Annotated in this window: 14 protein-coding genes; 7 read left to right on the plus strand and 7 right to left on the minus strand. The window is 44.6% G+C overall.

The window, feature by feature from the left end:
• Nucleotides 1-69: 69 nt before the first annotated feature.
• On the plus strand, nucleotides 70-2,424 hold the full coding sequence (locus A1QO_RS15050) for a fatty acid cis/trans isomerase (RefSeq protein WP_017040883.1): 2,355 nt from the start codon (nucleotides 70-72) through the stop codon (nucleotides 2,422-2,424).
• Between the two features lie 48 nt (nucleotides 2,425-2,472).
• Nucleotides 2,473-2,652, plus strand: coding sequence for a hypothetical protein (locus A1QO_RS15055; RefSeq protein ID WP_017038775.1), 180 nt, complete (start codon nucleotides 2,473-2,475; stop codon nucleotides 2,650-2,652).
• A 277-nt stretch (nucleotides 2,653-2,929) separates the two neighbouring features.
• Here the strand turns inward: A1QO_RS15055 and A1QO_RS15060 are convergent, their stop codons facing one another.
• On the minus strand, nucleotides 2,930-4,243 hold the full coding sequence (locus A1QO_RS15060) for a glycoside hydrolase family 18 protein (protein WP_017034516.1): 1,314 nt from the start codon (nucleotides 4,241-4,243) through the stop codon (nucleotides 2,930-2,932).
• A gap of 197 nt (nucleotides 4,244-4,440) precedes the next feature.
• Nucleotides 4,441-5,418: a sugar-binding transcriptional regulator gene (locus A1QO_RS15065; protein WP_017034515.1), complete on the minus strand. Its 978-nt coding sequence runs from the start codon at nucleotides 5,416-5,418 to the stop codon at nucleotides 4,441-4,443.
• A gap of 400 nt (nucleotides 5,419-5,818) precedes the next feature.
• On the opposite strand from A1QO_RS15065, the gene tal reads away from it, so the two are divergent.
• The 3 genes from tal (at nucleotide 5,819) to A1QO_RS15080 (ending at nucleotide 9,830) form a co-directional block, all read left to right on the plus strand.
• On the plus strand, nucleotides 5,819-6,769 hold the full coding sequence (gene tal / locus A1QO_RS15070; protein WP_017038774.1) for a transaldolase: 951 nt from the start codon (nucleotides 5,819-5,821) through the stop codon (nucleotides 6,767-6,769).
• A gap of 95 nt (nucleotides 6,770-6,864) precedes the next feature.
• On the plus strand, nucleotides 6,865-8,862 hold the full coding sequence (gene tkt / locus A1QO_RS15075; protein ID WP_017034512.1) for a transketolase: 1,998 nt from the start codon (nucleotides 6,865-6,867) through the stop codon (nucleotides 8,860-8,862).
• Nucleotides 8,863-8,999: 137 nt separating this feature from the next.
• Entirely contained in the window at nucleotides 9,000-9,830 is an 831-nt protein-coding gene (locus A1QO_RS15080; protein WP_017040716.1) for a glycosyl hydrolase 2 galactose-binding domain-containing protein, read from the plus strand.
• Nucleotides 9,831-9,894: 64 nt separating this feature from the next.
• On the opposite strand, the gene A1QO_RS15085 is transcribed toward A1QO_RS15080, so the two are convergent.
• From A1QO_RS15085 to argR, 5 genes are all read right to left on the minus strand, one after another.
• A complete protein-coding gene (locus tag A1QO_RS15085; protein ID WP_017034510.1) occupies nucleotides 9,895-10,278 on the minus strand; it encodes a DUF2061 domain-containing protein in 384 nt (127 codons plus the stop codon).
• A 236-nt stretch (nucleotides 10,279-10,514) separates the two neighbouring features.
• Nucleotides 10,515-10,952 carry a universal stress protein gene (locus A1QO_RS15090; RefSeq protein ID WP_017038771.1) on the minus strand — a complete coding sequence of 146 codons (438 nt, stop codon included), beginning with the start codon at nucleotides 10,950-10,952 and terminating at the stop codon, nucleotides 10,515-10,517.
• Between the two features lie 114 nt (nucleotides 10,953-11,066).
• Nucleotides 11,067-13,643 (minus strand): TRAP transporter permease, encoded by a 2,577-nt coding sequence (locus tag A1QO_RS15095; protein ID WP_017040918.1) that lies wholly within the window; start codon nucleotides 13,641-13,643, stop codon nucleotides 11,067-11,069.
• Between the two features lie 214 nt (nucleotides 13,644-13,857).
• Complete coding sequence (locus A1QO_RS15100; protein ID WP_017034507.1) at nucleotides 13,858-14,826, minus strand: TAXI family TRAP transporter solute-binding subunit; 969 nt, start codon at nucleotides 14,824-14,826, stop codon at nucleotides 13,858-13,860.
• A gap of 329 nt (nucleotides 14,827-15,155) precedes the next feature.
• A complete protein-coding gene (gene argR / locus A1QO_RS15105) occupies nucleotides 15,156-15,626 on the minus strand; it encodes a transcriptional regulator ArgR (protein WP_017034506.1) in 471 nt (156 codons plus the stop codon).
• 324 nt (nucleotides 15,627-15,950) lie between these two features.
• On the opposite strand from argR, the gene mdh reads away from it, so the two are divergent.
• Both mdh and A1QO_RS15115 read left to right on the plus strand, forming a co-directional pair.
• A complete protein-coding gene (mdh, locus tag A1QO_RS15110) occupies nucleotides 15,951-16,886 on the plus strand; it encodes a malate dehydrogenase (protein ID WP_017034505.1) in 936 nt (311 codons plus the stop codon).
• A 164-nt stretch (nucleotides 16,887-17,050) separates the two neighbouring features.
• Entirely contained in the window at nucleotides 17,051-17,242 is a 192-nt protein-coding gene (locus A1QO_RS15115; RefSeq protein ID WP_017034504.1) for a hypothetical protein, read from the plus strand.
• The last annotated feature ends 35 nt before the right edge of the window (nucleotides 17,243-17,277 follow it).

Here is a 17,277-nt window from a genome sequence, read left to right on the forward strand (position 1 = left end):
TTGCTTCATTAAACCCAGCTATTTTTTGTTGTATAATCATAGATAGTTTTAATCTCTTTCGGTAACAACATGAATTTTAGGAAGTTCCTTTTCTTAAGTTTTGTCGTCATTTTCTCAGGTTGTGCAACTTACGCAGGGCTGAACTACGATGAGCTATTCGGTAAAGCGAGTGTTCAGCAACGGACAGTTAGCCACGAGTCCGCACAGGCTGATTTTTTCCTCAATGAAGTCAGACCCATCATTGATAACCGCTGCGTGGTTTGCCACGCTTGTTACGACGCACCTTGCCAACTCAAGATGTCGTCTGTCGAAGGGATAGATCGTGGAGCCAGTGACGCTCTGGTGTACCAAGGAACACGCTTAACCGCGGCTCAGCCTACACGACTGTTTGAAGACGCACAGTCAACCGAGCAATGGCGAGCTTTCAATTTTCATCCGATACTCAATGAGCGTGCTCAAACCCCCACGGCGAATATTCAAGCCAGTTTGATTTCTCGTATGCTGATGCAAAAAGAAAATCACCCTCTGCCCGATCAAAAGCAGTTGGAGGGATTTGATTTTGCCATTGATCGATTGCAGGAGTGCCCTTCTATTGAAGAGTTCGATAACTATGAGCAAGATTTCCCTACCTGGGGAATGCCTTACGGACTCCCTAATATCAGTAGTCACGAATACAGCACACTGATGGCATGGGTTGAGAACGGCTCAATCATGAATGCCTCTCTTCCTTTGTCTAAGGCGGAACTGAGTAAGATAGCGGAATATGAAACCTTTCTAAACAAGGATGATCTGAAAAGCCAACTCTCGGCTCGGTACATTTATGAACACCTTTTTCTTTCCCATCTTTATTTTTCGGATCTCACCGATAGCCCTCGTTACTTCAGTCTTGTCCGATCCTCTACCCCACCAGGAGAGTCGGTTCAACGTATAGTCACTCGTAGGCCTTATGATAGCCCAGGGGTTGACCGTGTTTACTATCGATTAATTCCAGAACAAGGGACGACCGTAAGCAAGACTCACTTACCCTTTGAATTAAACAAAGCTCGTATACAAGATTGGAAAGCGTGGTTTGTAGATGAGAGTTACACTGTCACTAGATTACCTAGTTACCAAATCGGTGTCGCCGCTAATCCTCTGACCGCTTTCTTTGATTTGCCAGTTCGTTCACGGTTTAAATTTATGGTCGATACCGCTCAAAACACCATTGGCGCGTTTATAAAAGGTCCCGTTTGTCGTGGTCAGCTCGCACTCAACGTGATTAACGATCGTTTCTGGGTGATGTTTATTGATCCTGATAAATCTAATCTTCCAGAAATAAATGAATTCTATCAATCGCAAGTAAATAATTTACGACTTCCCTCTGAACTTGATAGCACAACTGTCCCTGTTGTCAGTTGGGTAAAATACTCACGTCAACAAGCTCGCTATTTAGAAGCAAAATCAACATTCATTAACGATTGGTTCAATCAGGGTGAGTACTTAACCACCGATATCCTTTGGCAAGGTGATGGCAGTAATCACAACGCTGCCCTCACCATTTTCAGGCATTTTGACAGCGCCTCGGTGGTGCAAGGGTTAGTCGGACACCCGCCTAAAACCGCGTGGGTTCTCGATTACGCACTCCTTGAAAGAATCCATTACCTTCTGGTAGCAGGCTTTGATATCTATGGTAACTTTGGCCACCAACTGATCACTCGTATGTTTATGGATTTTCTTCGACTCGAAGGGGAAACGAATTTTATCTCTCTGTTACCACGAGAGGTTCGCCATATCGAACATTCGAGCTGGTATCAAAATCAAAGTAGCGACTTGAGTGATTTTTTCCAGCGTAATATCCGTCCATTTGACCAACAGAGTCTCGTTCCATATCAGACGACAGATTACAAAAATGAGCTGTACGATATTCTACAAACTCAGCTTGGACCGGTGCTCAATGCTCGATATGACATAAAAAAAACTGATCTCTCACCCCGTAACGAGCGTATCCTTAACTCGGTTAATGGTATTACAGGCAATGGTGTCCAGTTTCTTCCAGAGATCATCATGATGATCGTTGAAGCAGATACGGGAGAGGATGAAGTATTTACCCTCCTGCGTAATGCCGCCCACACGAATATTTCGAGTTTGTTTAATGAAGAGAGTAATCGTGATTTTGATAATGACGACTTAACATTAGTCAAAGGTATTGTAGGAAGCTATCCGTCGGCGTTTCTTCTTGTCGGTGAAAAAGAGGTTACTGATTTAGTGAAGATGCTCTCCACCCTTAAAACGGAAGAAGACTACATTAAGTTACTGGATCGATTTGCTATTCGACGCAGTGACTCATATTTTTGGCCGTTCAGTGACCGTCTGCACGCTTGGTACCAGAAAAATCAGCCTATCGAATTTGGGTTGCTTGACTACAATAGATTTGAAAATAGATAGATTTGAGAACAGGCAAATCAGGTCTGTAACACGTATAGGAGGTGGATCATGGCACTAAAAGATAGTATCGAGGCATTGGAGCAGCAAATTTATATCGCTTGCTCAGAAGCTGATTACGATACCGTTAACATGCTAGAGCATCAATTAGAGGTGCTAAGAGATCGCGCTGAGCATCCCTTTGACGATGATCCTAACGCACTGAGTGATAACTCACTGAAAAAAGAGTGATAGCTCATCGAAAAACAAGTGAAAATTGCTTGTGTGATTGAATAATGAGGCAAAACAGCCAGGCTATAACGAAATAACACCCTACGAAAGGGTGTTATTTTTGTTTCTAGCCGCTTTTAATAAAACCGCTACTTATACCAATCGTAGTAAATAACTGTTCACCCTAGCTAGTTAAAATACTCGATAACGGCGTTAGAATTGTTGATTGTAGAATAACAACTTATCAAAAAATTCCTCCTTGTTCTCAAGCTTTTTTTCCTACGCTATTTCTGATCACTTACTGACTGTGATTGGTCTTATTCATCTGATCATGCATCGCGTCGACGAGATTCCCAGAAGGGTCGCCTGACAGCTCCCAAGTAAAGATACCGCCTAATTTAGCTGATTTGGCCCAATCTGCCTTTGCTCGGATGGATCGTTCATCTTCAAACGAAATAAACACTTTGTCCTTTTCATTCCACAAGTAAGGCGCTTGAGCTTGCTCGTCGTATAGGTAGCTATAACCTTGCTTGTCACTGTAATTTTCCATCAAATCCCAGAACATAAAGTACCCATTCTCACCGGTACCAAATTCCGCTCCTTTCTCAGAGACTAGGTCTGATGAAGGTAATCCACCTTGATAGTCTTTTGTTCCTTGCCAACCTCGGCCATAAAATGCGGCACCCAGAACCAGTTTCTCACTTGGAATGCCCGCCTCTATCATTTGGTTGATGAACACATCAGCGCCCATTCCCCACCAGCTTCTCTCTGTTGCGTGAAGATTGGTAAGGTGTCCCGTTTGTTGCCCCCACCCTCCGAGGAAGTCGTAGGTCATTGCAAACATATTGGTTAAATAAGGCGCCGCGCTCGCCCAGTCAATTTGAGTCGCTTTAGGGCCAACACCTACAGCAGTAGACAGTTCGTACTCTCGTTGAGTCGATTTCGATAAAGCATCGAGGTCCTGGCGAAGGGTTTTCACTAAATAGGTAAAGGCTTCTCGTTCTTGGGCTTTTTGGTCATCATTAAGCTTTGTGTCCGGATTCCAAGGCGATGTCGTCAGCCCGCCTCCCCCAGGGTATTCCCAATCGAGATCGATGCCATCAAAGAACGCATATTGTTCTATAAGCTCGACCGCTGTTTTCGAGAACTGTTGCATAGCCTTAGGGTCTTTCGCCATGGCATGAAAGGGTTCCGACATCGTCCAACCACCAAATGACGGTAAAATCTTGATTGAAGGGTTGTCGTTCTTTAACTGAGCAAGCTGAGCAAAGTGACCTTTGTAGTTAACATCGACTTCTACATCACCAAAGTCATGTTGCAGGGCGGCTTGACTATCAACAATAATCGCACTGAAAGGGGCCTTACCCTCACACGCTTTCTCAACCTGCTCTTGGACCGCATTCGACGCTCCAGTATGAGGGCCACACATACTTAAAAATGCGTAGATAATGTGAGTCAATTTATCGGCGGGAATGTCTTTCACCGTATAAGGGTTTTGCTCTTTGTTATATTGCCAGTCGGCGAAGTAACCCGCCACGACTGGCTCATTTGCACTTGCCGATGAAACAGAGAGTGCAGACAACATAGCCAGCGTTGTAAGTGTTTTTTTCATTTGTAACCTCCTGTTATTTGGTTACAAAATAGTCATTGGCTATTTATTTAGCACTTGAAGTAAATCGGGCTGCGAGTCATCCCCCACTAATCGTTGCAAGGATGCAATATTTTTAACGTTCAGATCAAAGCTGGCGACTTTAAGTCATTCATAAGCCTATCTTATTACTCTAAGATCAGCGTTACGGCGATCGACTGCTACCTCATCTGCTCGTCAAGATTCAATACCGTGAGCGCATTGCTCACACTGGTCGCAATAACATCCACCACTCCAGTCCTTAATGCACCAAGTAACGCTAGCGGTTTTGAGTTTTCAGCCGCAATAGCAATGACTTCCGCAATCGGGCGAAATTCTTCAATACCTAAACCGATGACTCGGTCACTCATGACGGTAATCGCGACCTTTCCGTGAATATCGAAGAAATCATAACCCGCAAAATCGCCAACTACGCCTTGTGTCAAACGTGACTGAACGACCTCGTCAGTGCTAAACCAGCCTAAGTCGACCATATAGCTATTTTCACTCATGTCACCAATGCCGACTAACGCGACATCGGCTTTACGCGCAAGATCGAGGGTCTGCTTTACCGTCGCATTTTGCATAAACGCTTTCTTCTGATCTGGGTTCTCAGCATAAGCAGGGGCGTAGAGAGATTCCGACGAACCTCCATATTTCTTGGCGAGCTGACGGCAGATATGGTCAGCGTTAAACATACCCCCTCTTGGGTGAATGCCTCCAATGCCACAGACGAATTTACAATCACGGGGGGTAATGACACCAACATGATGTGCAACGGAAGAGACGTTTCTGCCCTGCCCAACGGCAACGACCATGCCATTTTTTAACGAGCTGGTCAGATAGTTTGAGACTAGACCAGCGACTTGTTCACGTTGTAATTCTTCACTGGGCTGATCCAACGCGATTAACGCCCGGCTCACACCAAAACGCTCGATTAATCGCTGCTCGATCTTGGCACTAAAGACAGGGTGGTATTTGACGGTAATATCAACAATCCCTTCATCACGCGCCTGTTTCAACAACCGACCCACTTTTGCCCGTGATATTGAGAATTTTCGTGAAATTTCCTCTTGGGTGGCCCCATCTTGATAATACGCCACGGCAATTTCCGTCAGTAAGTTAGTTACTTCGAGTGAGATATCTTGAGTATTTTGCACAAGGATTCCTACGCTATGAGATCACTGACTGATTCTAAGTGAACCTCACACCAGATCGCAAGCATTTGCGCAGCTAGATTACAAATGTTCAGCGTGTTTTCTCCATCGTTGCGAGCCATAGAAAACCAAGCAAACGTTTATACCGCTACTGCATCCACTAATATAAATAAATTTCATGACAACATTCACTTTATAGGGCTCATAACAATTGACAATATTTCAGAATACGATAATTATGATTACATCAATTACTCATGCAATGAGCATGCGCTCAAGAGCACTTGCACACGGCATAAAAATTTAGATCTGATGCAAAGAAATGAGTTCTTCGTATCACATGCTTGCTGAACCCTTTCAATCGCCCAATGGCGAGCGAAGCCCAAAAATAGGATGAATGATTATGAGCAATAAGTTAGAGCAACTTCGCAAACTGACGACAGTTGTAGCGGACACTGGTGATATCGAAGCGATCGCAAAATACACGCCAGAAGATGCAACAACTAACCCGTCTCTAATTCTTAAGGCGGCTCAAATTGCTGAGTACGCGCCTCTAATTGACGCTTCTATCGAATACGCTAAAGCTCAAAGCGACGACAAAGCACAGCAAGTTCAAGACACTTGCGACATGCTGAACGTAAACATCGGTAAAGAAATCCTGAAAGTTGTCCCTGGCCGTATCTCTACTGAAGTAGATGCTCGTCTTTCTTACGATATGGAAGGCAGCGTTGCTAAAGCTCGTCAACTTATCAAAATGTACAATGATGCAGGTATCACTAACGACCGCATCCTAATCAAACTGGCTTCTACTTGGGAAGGCATTCGCGCGGCTGAAATCCTAGAGAAAGAAGGCATCAACTGTAACCTAACGCTTCTATTCTCTTTCGCTCAAGCTCGTGCTTGTGCTGAAGCTGGCGTATTCCTGATTTCTCCTTTCGTTGGTCGCATCATGGACTGGTACAAAGCGAAAGAAGGTCGTGATTTCGAAGCATCAGAAGATCCAGGTGTCATCTCTGTTTCCGATATTTACAACTACTACAAAGACCACGGTTACAAGACGGTTGTTATGGGCGCAAGCTTCCGTAACATCGGCGAGATCCTTGAACTTGCTGGCTGTGACCGTCTAACTATCGCTCCTCAGCTTCTAGCAGAACTCGAAGCGACGGAAGGTGACGTTGTAGAGAAGCTGATTGACTCTAACGGTACTAAAGAGCGTCCCGCTGCCATGACTCACGCTGAGTTCCTATGGGATCACAACCAAGATCCAATGGCTGTAGAGAAACTGGCTGAAGGCATCCGCAACTTCGCCGTTGACCAAGGCAAGCTTGAAGACATGATTGCCGCTAAGCTGTAGTCGCTAAGAATTAAAAAAGGGGAACGTTTGCGTTCCCCTCTTCATATCAAATTATCTATTTCAAATTCAAACTTTAACTCTATTTGGAAGCAATTATGACTCAATCTAGAAAGCATCTTGCTAACGCTATCCGCGCACTCAGCATGGACGGCGTACAACAAGCAAACTCTGGCCACCCAGGCGCACCTATGGGTATGGCTGACATCGCTGAAGTGCTTTGGCGCTCACATCTAAACCACAACCCATCAAACCCAGAATGGGCTGACCGCGACCGTTTCGTGCTGTCTAACGGCCACGGTTCAATGTTGATTTACTCTCTGCTTCACCTAGCGGGTTACGAGCTCTCTATCGAAGAGTTGAAAAACTTCCGTCAGCTACACTCTAAAACACCAGGCCACCCAGAATACGGTTATGCTCCGGGTATCGAAACAACAACCGGTCCACTTGGCCAAGGCATTACTAATGCTGTTGGTATGGCGTTAGCCGAGAAAACACTCGCTGCGCAATTTAACAAAGAAGGCCACGACATCGTTGACCACTATACCTATGCATTCATGGGCGATGGCTGTCTGATGGAAGGTATCTCTCACGAAGCGTGTTCTCTTGCTGGTACTCTTGGCCTCGGTAAGTTAGTTGCTTTCTGGGATGACAACGGCATCTCTATCGACGGTGAAGTGGAAGGTTGGTTCTCTGACGATACGCCTAAGCGTTTTGAAGCTTACGGCTGGCACGTTATTCCTGCGGTTGATGGTCACGATGCTGACGCAATCAATGCGGCCATTGAAGCCGCTAAAGCAGACCCTCGCCCGACCCTTATCTGTACGAAAACGGTTATCGGCTTTGGTTCTCCAAACAAATCAGGAACGCACGACTGTCACGGTGCACCTTTAGGCGCTGAAGAAATTGCAGCAACACGTAAACAATTAGGTTGGGAGCACGGTCCTTTTGAAATTCCGTCGGAAGTTTACTCAGAGTGGGATGCGAAAGAAGCAGGCGCAGCTAAGGAAGCAGCGTGGAACGAGAAACTTGCAGCTTATGAAGCAGCATACCCAGAATTGGCAGCAGAATTCAAACGCCGAGTAAATGGTGAGCTTCCTGCGCAGTGGGAAGAAAAAGCATCGGCAATCATCGCTGATCTTCAAGCTAACCCAGCTAACATCGCTTCACGTAAAGCGTCTCAAAACGCGCTAGAGTCTTTCGGAGCTATGCTACCAGAATTCCTAGGTGGCTCTGCTGACCTAGCACCTTCTAACTTGACTATGTGGTCTGGCTCTAAGTCTCTAACCGCTGAAGACTCATCAGGTAACTACATCCACTACGGTGTTCGTGAATTTGGTATGACAGCGATCATGAACGGTCTTGCATTGCACGGCGGATTCGTACCGTACGGCGCGACGTTCCTAATGTTCATGGAATACGCTCGTAACGCGATGCGTATGGCGGCTCTGATGAAAATTCAGAACATCCAAGTTTATACGCATGACTCTATCGGTCTTGGCGAAGATGGCCCAACTCACCAACCGGTTGAGCAAATCGCTTCTCTACGCCTAACTCCAAACATGAGCACATGGCGCCCGTGTGACCAAGTTGAATCAGCAGTGGCTTGGAAGCTGGCGATTGAGCGTAAAGATGGCCCTTCTGCGCTTATCTTCTCTCGTCAAAACCTGGCACAGCAAGACCGTGACGCTGAGCAAGTTGCAAACATCGCTAAGGGTGGTTACATCCTGAAAGATTGTGAAGGCAAACCTGAACTTATCATCATTGCAACGGGTTCTGAAGTTGAGCTAGCGGTTAACGCTGCGGCTGAATTAACGGCTGAAGGCAAAAAAGTTCGCGTAGTATCTATGCCTGCAACTGATGCGTTCGACAAGCAAGATGCGCAGTACCGTGAGTCTGTACTTCCGTCTGACGTTACAGCACGTATCGCAGTAGAAGCTGGCATCGCTGACTTCTGGTACAAGTACGTTGGCTTTGGTGGCAAGATCATCGGTATGACAACGTTCGGCGAATCTGCGCCAGCTGGTGAGCTATTTAAGATGTTTGGTTTCACGACTGAAAATGTTGTTAACACAGCAAAAGAGCTGCTGGCTTAATCGCATCGCAGTAAGTTAATTTGTTACTAAAAGGTCTAGCTTCTTGTTAGGCCTTTTTTATTGTCTGTTATTTAGCGGTTTATTTAGATCAGTGAAGTCCCTATACTTTAGCAAACTTGATCTAGCGCAAACTTATTATGCACATCCCTTTAGCCGGTTTATGGCAGCTATCGCCATTGACTGACCTTTCTATCCCTCAAGATGATATTACTTTTCCAGGGCCACTCAGCGCGGTGTTGCCGAGCAATCTTTCGGAAGACGATATCGTCAAGCAGGAATGGCACCTAATGCATGATATTGAAGTTGATGAAGCGATGTTGTCGAATTCAGCGGTAGATCTAGTGATATCGGGTATTGGTTATCATGCTGAAATTCGAATCAATGGAGAGGCTATTTTTGATTGTGACGACTTTCAAGAGCATTATCGAAAAGATGTGCTTCCCTATCTGCAATTGGGGAGAAATCGTTTTGAAATTCTGTTTCTTGAACCTGATGATGATTGGTTACTCGACGAAGAACACGATGAAATTGGCAATCTAGTCCCTCTCGTATCGAACGAAATTGAAGATCGAATGGGGATTTGGCACACACCTTATTTAGACGTCTTGCCAACGGTGCGTTTGGATCGTGTGGAGACTGAACAAGTTTGCCATTTAGTGGGGGGGTGTGAGCTCCTTGTACACTTACATTACACAGTGTTCAAGCCAGGTTTGCTTTCCGCTGAGATCAAATTCAATGGCATGACTTACCGTCTTCCCATTGATGTTAGAGCTTCAAAAGCGACGGCGATATTTCAACTGGATGCGCCAAAATATATTCAGCCAGAAGGAAGGTTGCTTGAGGACGATTGTTACCAGTTAGATGTTCAACTTGAACAGGCTCATCAAACTCACCAAATTGGATTAGTGAATGGCAGTGATGAAGGGACAACTTTGCATTATCAGCGCGAGATTCCCCCTGTTTTTTAAGTGAGTTGTTTCGTTTATTGAACTTGTCTAATGAGCCGTTGGATCAGTTCATTCATCGTCGCGTTTAGTGAGCACAGTGCCATTGTGAAGAGTGCTTACTTTGCCATATTTTTTCATGGAAATAGTATGCACAGGTATTAAAAGCAGGCTCTACGGTTGCCATTATTCCACCGACTAACGCATCCCCCGTTAATAGATAAACCACACCAAATGCCACACTGAAATGGACGACTGCAAAACTCATTGTTTTTATTTTTGTTGAGCGAGAAAAGCGTTTCAGTGCTTGCCATTGATTCCATATTTTTTCGTGGAAATAGAATGCAAACGTATTCACTGTGGGCTCGATCATCGCAATTAAGCTACCGATGAGAATATCGCCCGTTAAGATATAAGCGACACTAAAGGCAATAGTGAAGTGAATAGCGGCAAAGTTGAGTGTTTTTTTCATTAGGATTCTCAAATCAGTTCTTGTGGGTATAGGAGCATTATTGAGAATTATTATCATTAATTAAAATGGTTATTGCCTATCGGTTTCATCAGCCATTTCTATGGTAATGATCAGTGCGTCAACGCAGATGAGCTTTACAAAAATTAAGAAGCGACAGATAAAGAAAAACGTAACCCTGATAGAAAAGATTACGATTATATTTTTACCGATCTGATACCATGTAGGCGTTGTCACAACTAGCCTTGAGGCTTGACAACCATGACGTTAATTCGCGAGTTTTGTACCACTTTGCTGGCGACAGAGCCTAGCACCGCATGATCAAGCTTAGAGCGTTTATGGCTTGGCATAACAATAAGGTCAGCCCCCAGTTTTTCTGCGTACTCTAAAATGGTTGAATAAGGCTTGCCCTCAGCGACATGTACTTTGTACACAATCTTGTCGTCAATGTGCTGGACAGCGAACTGTCTAAGTTGCTCTTTGACATCTTCCTTCATTTTTTGCGCGGCATCTTTCGGGAAATAGGTGGCCACCATCGACATATGTATCCCCGGCAATACATTCAAAAGATGTATCTGCGCTTTTGAATGCTTAGCGTGCCAAACAGCCAACTCAACCGCTTTGTCTGAAAAGCCTTTATCATTTAAATCTACAGGAACAAGGATTTGTTTATACATTATTTTTACTCTTGATATTTTTGGCTGATAGCCAAGCTAATCCTTTCAAATATTGGCCTTATCTCGCGACAATCTAATACGGAATAAGGCCATCTCATTATGTCATAACGCTCATTACGCGCTCAGTTGTTCCTTTCTAGCACGTCTTTGTTGGTTCAGTCCTAGACCGATTAAGATCAATAGGGCAGGGACAAATACCCACTCTTTCATTGGACGATCCGCGTCTTGGACAATCCATTTGATTTCCCAATCAAAGTCAATACCTGCCGCTTCTGCTGGGCTGCCAAATTCAACCATATCAACAATCATTTGGTCATCATTTTGAGTCAGCATGAGACCCATTGAAGCTATGCGTTCTTCTGATGTCACCGCTCGATCTTCGAAAGGTAAACGCACCGTTCTTTCTAGGTAGCGTCCTTCGATGTTCTCACCCGCCACTTGCATCTCAAGCTGCTGTCCAATATCGAGTTTTCCAGTAATCTCTGCAATCTCAACACCTGGAGAGTAAACTTTAGCAGGGTATACCATATCCCACCAAAACCCAGGTCTAAAGAAAGTGAAAGTTAACACGAGCAATAACACGGTTTCCCACCATTTACTCTTAGTTAACCACCAACCTTGCGTTGCTGCTGAGAAAATGAGTATAGCCACTATCGAGGAGAAAATGGTTAAAGCTAAGTGCCACCAACTATCAATACCCATCAATAGCAGTTGAGTATTGAAAACGAACATAAACGGTAAAATCGCGGTTCGTATGTCGTAGGTAAAGCCTTGAATACCTGTTCGTATTGGATCTGACTTTGCGATAGCCGCGGCTGCAAACGCCGCCAGTCCGACCGGAGGGGTATCATCGGCAAGGATACCGAAATAGAAAACAAACAAGTGTACAGCGATGAGAGGAATAATCAGTCCGTGTGCTGCCCCTAGAGTCACGATGACCGGTGCCATAAGGGTCGAAACAACGATGTAATTCGCGGTTGTAGGTAGGCCCATTCCCAGAATCAAGCTGATAACCGCGGTGAAGAGCAACATAAGAATGATGCTACCACCTGAGATAAACTCAACAAAGTCAGTCATGACAAGACCGATACCCGTCAAGGTTACCACCCCTACAACGGTTCCGGCCGCCGCAGTTGCAACACCAATACCAATCATATTGCGAGCGCCTGATACCAAGCTTTCTGCTAAATCAACAAATCCAGCTTTTACTTGCTCAGAGACATCGCCTGACTGAGACATCATTGCCATCAGTGGACGTTGCGTGATCAAGATAAAGACCATGAACACGGTTGCCCAGAATGCAGATAGCCCTGGCGAAAATCGTTCGACAGTCAAGCACCAAACCAATACGACAATAGGAAGCAGGAAATGCAGCCCTGATTTGATGGTAGGGCCAGGTTCTGGCACTTCGGTCAGTTCCGCATTAAGGTCCATTCCTTCATCTGCATAGCGCGAGGAAATGCGAACCAAAGCGACATAGGCTATCAATAGAGCGATGGTGACAATCGGTGTTGCTGCGGTGCCAAAGACATCTTTCGTCCAACCAACGCCGTAGTAAACAATCGCACTCATAACACCGAGGCCGATAATTGTACCAGTAAATGATAATAGGCTTTGAACCCATGTCGGAGTGTGACGACGAGGCAGGCCTGTCATACCCGCTTTACACGCTTCTAAATGGACAATATAAATCAGTGCGATGTAAGAAATTAAAGCTGGTAAAAGAGCTGCTTTGATAACTTCAACATAGGAAATACCGACATACTCAACCATCAAGAAGGCTGCTGCACCCATAATCGGTGGAGTCAGTTGCCCGTTGGTTGATGCTGCAACTTCAACAGCACCCGCTTTTGTACCCGGGAAACCCACTCGTTTCATGAGAGGAATGGTGAATGTTCCTGTAGTCACGACGTTGGCAATCGAAGAGCCGGAGACTAAGCCTGACAGCCCAGAAGCGACGACCGCTGCTTTTGCTGGACCGCCTTTCATATGACCCAGTAAAGAGAACGCGACTTTAATAAAGTATGCACCGGCTCCAGCGCGTTCTAGCATTGCACCAAATAGTACAAACAAGAAAACAAAGGACGTTGAAACACCCAGAGCAACACCAAATACACCTTCAGTGGTTAACCACAGGTGCGACATTGCTTTATTTAAGCTCGCACCCTTGTGGGCGATAACATCTGGCATGTGAGGTCCGCCAAATGTGTAAAGCAAAAAGACAGCGGCAACGACCATAAGAGGTGGCCCTAAGGCGCGTCGTGTGGCTTCTAAAAGAAGAATCATACCCGTCACAGCGGCGACGATATCAAACGTTGTTGGTGCACCAGAACGTTCGGCAAGCTCGGTATAGAAAAGATAGATGTATGCAGCGGAAAAACTGCCTGCTAACGCCAATAACCAATCGATAATGGGTATCTGATCCCGAGATGAATTCTTAGAAGCAGGGTAAGCGGTAAACGCCAAAAAAACGGCAAATGTGAGATGAATTGCGCGGGCTTGCGTGTCATTAAGTACTGCAAAATTAAAAATAAACGGTAGCGGAGATGCGTACCAAAGTTGGAACAGTGACCAACACAATGGAACAAACCAAAGAATACGCCCTGGAATGCCTTTCGGATTACGAGCGCCAGTATCGGCTTGTGCCACCATTTCTTGCACATCTTGAGACGGTGTTGTTGTCTGCGTCATGTACTTTGTCCTTATTATTGATGGTCTGGTTTATCTATAGTGCATTTTTGCTTGTGATTCGTTTAGTGAACTCACAGATTGAAGTCGACTTACACTGCATTAATGGTTGTAATTATAGATGTAAAACGAGGTTAGGTTTCTAGCAGTGATAATCTAGATAGGGTTGTAATAATCAAGGAGGCATGACGCCCCCTTGATGTACTCAGTTATTGACCTATTTTAGTAGACCAATTTCTTTGTAGTACTTCTCCGCACCTGGGTGAAGAGGGATTGAAATACCTGCTTTCACCATGTCTTCTTTCTGCAGATTTGCAAATGCAGGGTGAAGGCGTTTAAAGGTATCGAAGTTTTCGAATACTGCTTTAGCAACATTGTACGCGATCTCATCAGAAACATCGGTGGTGGTTACCATTGTTGCAGCAACACCAAAGCTGTTGACATCACCTTCTGTACCACGGTACATGCCAGCAGGTACTGTGCTGTAAGCGTAGTATGGGTTGTCTGCTACAATCTTATCGATTTGAGGGCCAGTTGCTGAAACCAGCTTAGCATCACATGATGTCGTTGCTTCTTTGATTGATCCGTTCGGGTGACCAACCATATAAATGAAGGCATCGATTTTGTTGTCACAAAGTGCTTGTGAACGCTCAGAGCCTTTTAGCTCAGAGGCGAGTTTGAAGCTATCGTTAGTCCAACCTAACGCGTCCATTACCACACCCATCGTTGCACGGTCACCCGATCCTGGGTTACCGATATTAACGCGTTTGCCTTTCAGATCTTCAACGCCGTTGATCCCTGAATCAGAGCGAGCGATGATGTTGAAAGGTTCTGTGTGTAATGAGAACATTGCACGTAGCTTATTGTACGGACCTTGTTCTGCAAACTTACTTGTACCGTTGTAGCCGTGATATTGCCAGTCAGACTGAACAACACCGAAATCCAACTCTCCGGCGCGAATGGTATTCACGTTGTAAATTGAACCACCAGTAGATTCGACTGAACAACGAATGTTGTGGTCTTTACGTCCTTTATTCACCAGCTTACAAATTGCACCGCCAGTTGGGTAGTAAACACCCGTTACCGAACCTGTACCAATTGTGATGAATTCTTGAGCGTTAACTGCGCCTGTGCCCATTACTGCTGCGGCAATTGCACCGATCTTAATAAGTTTCTTAAATGCCATGAATAATCCTTCCTTAATTCATTAGTAGCCTCAAAACAAGTGTAGTCGCTTTGAGAATTTCCTCGTTTGGAAACGGCATCTTTTCCAATCCGTACGCTGGAAAAGTGGCTGAATAATAGCAAAAAAAAGGAGAATAATTATATCAATGTTAAGAAATGTAGAAGAATAGACTGACTTGTAATCGATTGGTTAAAAGGGTTTTTAGGTTGGTTTTTTATTGATATCAATAATTTAAGCTGTTTATTTGGCTTACTTACGACATTCTTGAGATGTGAGATTGGTCACGAATGAAAACGTCATTTCGTGACCAATATGAATGGAAAACCTATTTAGCCAGTGTATTCGAAGAGATCGCAGACGGATAAGAACAGCTGCTCAGTGGTTACCGACAGCGTAGGCGTGATGAATATTGTGTCGTCACCTGCAACTACGCCCAGTATACCTTCAGACTTTCCTAAAGAATCCAATAAACGTGCAATTAACTGAGCAGCGCCTGGGCCTGTATGTATAACAACAATGGCCGCATTGCGGTCAATATCTAAGACCAATTCTCTAAGTGAACTGGAGACTGTGGGTACTCCGAGTTCAGCTGGCAGACAATACACCATTTCCATTTTCGCATTACGAGTACGCACGGCACCAAACTTGGTGAGCATGCGAGAAACCTTGGACTGATTGATATTCTCGAAACCTTCATTTCTCAAAGCATCAACAATATCGCCTTGAGAGCCAAATCTTTCTTCTTTCAGTAGGGATTTGAAAGCACGGACTAAATTATCTTGTTTCTCTGTATTGCGCATGATTTAGATTCTATGATTGGTCTGATAGTGAATATCTTCGCATAGCTATGCAGAATAATCCAAACCTTAGCCATTAATTCTGTCTAAGCGGTCACTGAACACTATTTTTCGATAGGGTTGAATTTAGGCGATAAGCCTTTGTCGATTAAGGTTATTAAATGCATAATTGGCGGGGCTTGTAGCACGTTTTTATTGAGTTGCGCTAGGTCGCAAAGATGACGTTAATCGATTGTAATCAAGATATGAATAATATATTTTTTATTCTAACAATCACAAAATCCCCTACATAACATTTATAAGAGATCCAATCTCAAGGAGACAACAATGAAAGTAGCCGTAATTGGTGCCGCTGGTGGCATTGGCCAAGCTTTAGCCCTTCTTCTTAAAAACCGCCTTCCAGCGGGTTCTGACTTAGCTTTGTATGACATTGCTCCTGTTACACCAGGAGTTGCCGCAGATCTAAGCCACATACCGACACCTGTTTCTATTAAAGGATATTCAGGTGAAGATCCGACACCAGCATTAGAAGGGGCTGACGTTGTCCTAATTTCTGCGGGTGTGGCTCGTAAACCAGGTATGGATCGCGCGGATCTATTTAATGTAAACGCAGGGATTGTAAAATCGCTGGCGGAAAAAATTGCGGTAACCTGCCCAACAGCTTGTGTCGGTATCATCACCAACCCGGTAAATACCACAGTGCCAATTGCTGCTGAAGTTCTAAAGAAAGCGGGTGTTTATGACAAGCGTAAATTGTTCGGTGTCACCACGCTTGATGTTATTCGAAGTGAAACTTTTGTTGCGGCATTGAAAGATAAAGATCCTAGCGATGTTCGTGTGCCAGTTATTGGCGGCCACTCAGGCGTAACTATTCTTCCTCTATTGTCTCAAGTTGAAGGTGTGGAGTTTACTGCTGAAGAAGTTGAAGCATTAACTAAGCGCATTCAAAATGCAGGTACTGAAGTTGTAGAAGCGAAAGCGGGTGGCGGTAGTGCAACCCTTTCTATGGGGCAAGCAGCGTGTCGTTTTGGCCTAGCGCTTGTAAAAGCACTTCAGGGCGATGAGTCTGTTATTGAATGTGCCTACGTTGAAGGGGCAGGTGAACATGCTCCATTCTTTGCTCAACCGGTTAAGCTTGGTAAAGATGGCGCTGAAGCTATTTTAAGCTACGGTGAATTGAGCGATTATGAAAAATCGGCACTAGACGGTATGCTAGAAACGCTAAATGGTGATATTGAGATTGGTATCGAGTTTGCTAAGTAAGTAAGGAAGCAAACCAGTCAGTAACTATCACATCATTTGATCATCACAGATAAAGCCGGCCATTATGGTCGGCTTTTTTGATCCTAGAACTTAATTCATCCGTATCTATTCTTGTAATACTAATCGCGGTAACTAGGTGGTTAGAAACAGCGGAGGAAAAATATATGGCCAGTGTACAAAAAGGTATGAATGTCGAGTATTTGGGGCGTCTAGGAAAAATTTTAGTTATTGATGAACAAGAACAATATGCGTTAGTAGAGACCTATAACGAACATGAACAGTATGCTGTGCCAATGGAAGAGCTAGAAGAAATTGAAGCACATTTACCACTATCACTAGAAGCAAGTCGATACTAAATCATCTTCGGAGTGGATATATGCCCTAAAACAAA

The sequence above is a fragment of the Vibrio genomosp. F10 str. ZF-129 genome, assembly GCF_000287055.2.
Classification (GTDB): Bacteria; Pseudomonadota; Gammaproteobacteria; order Enterobacterales; family Vibrionaceae; genus Vibrio.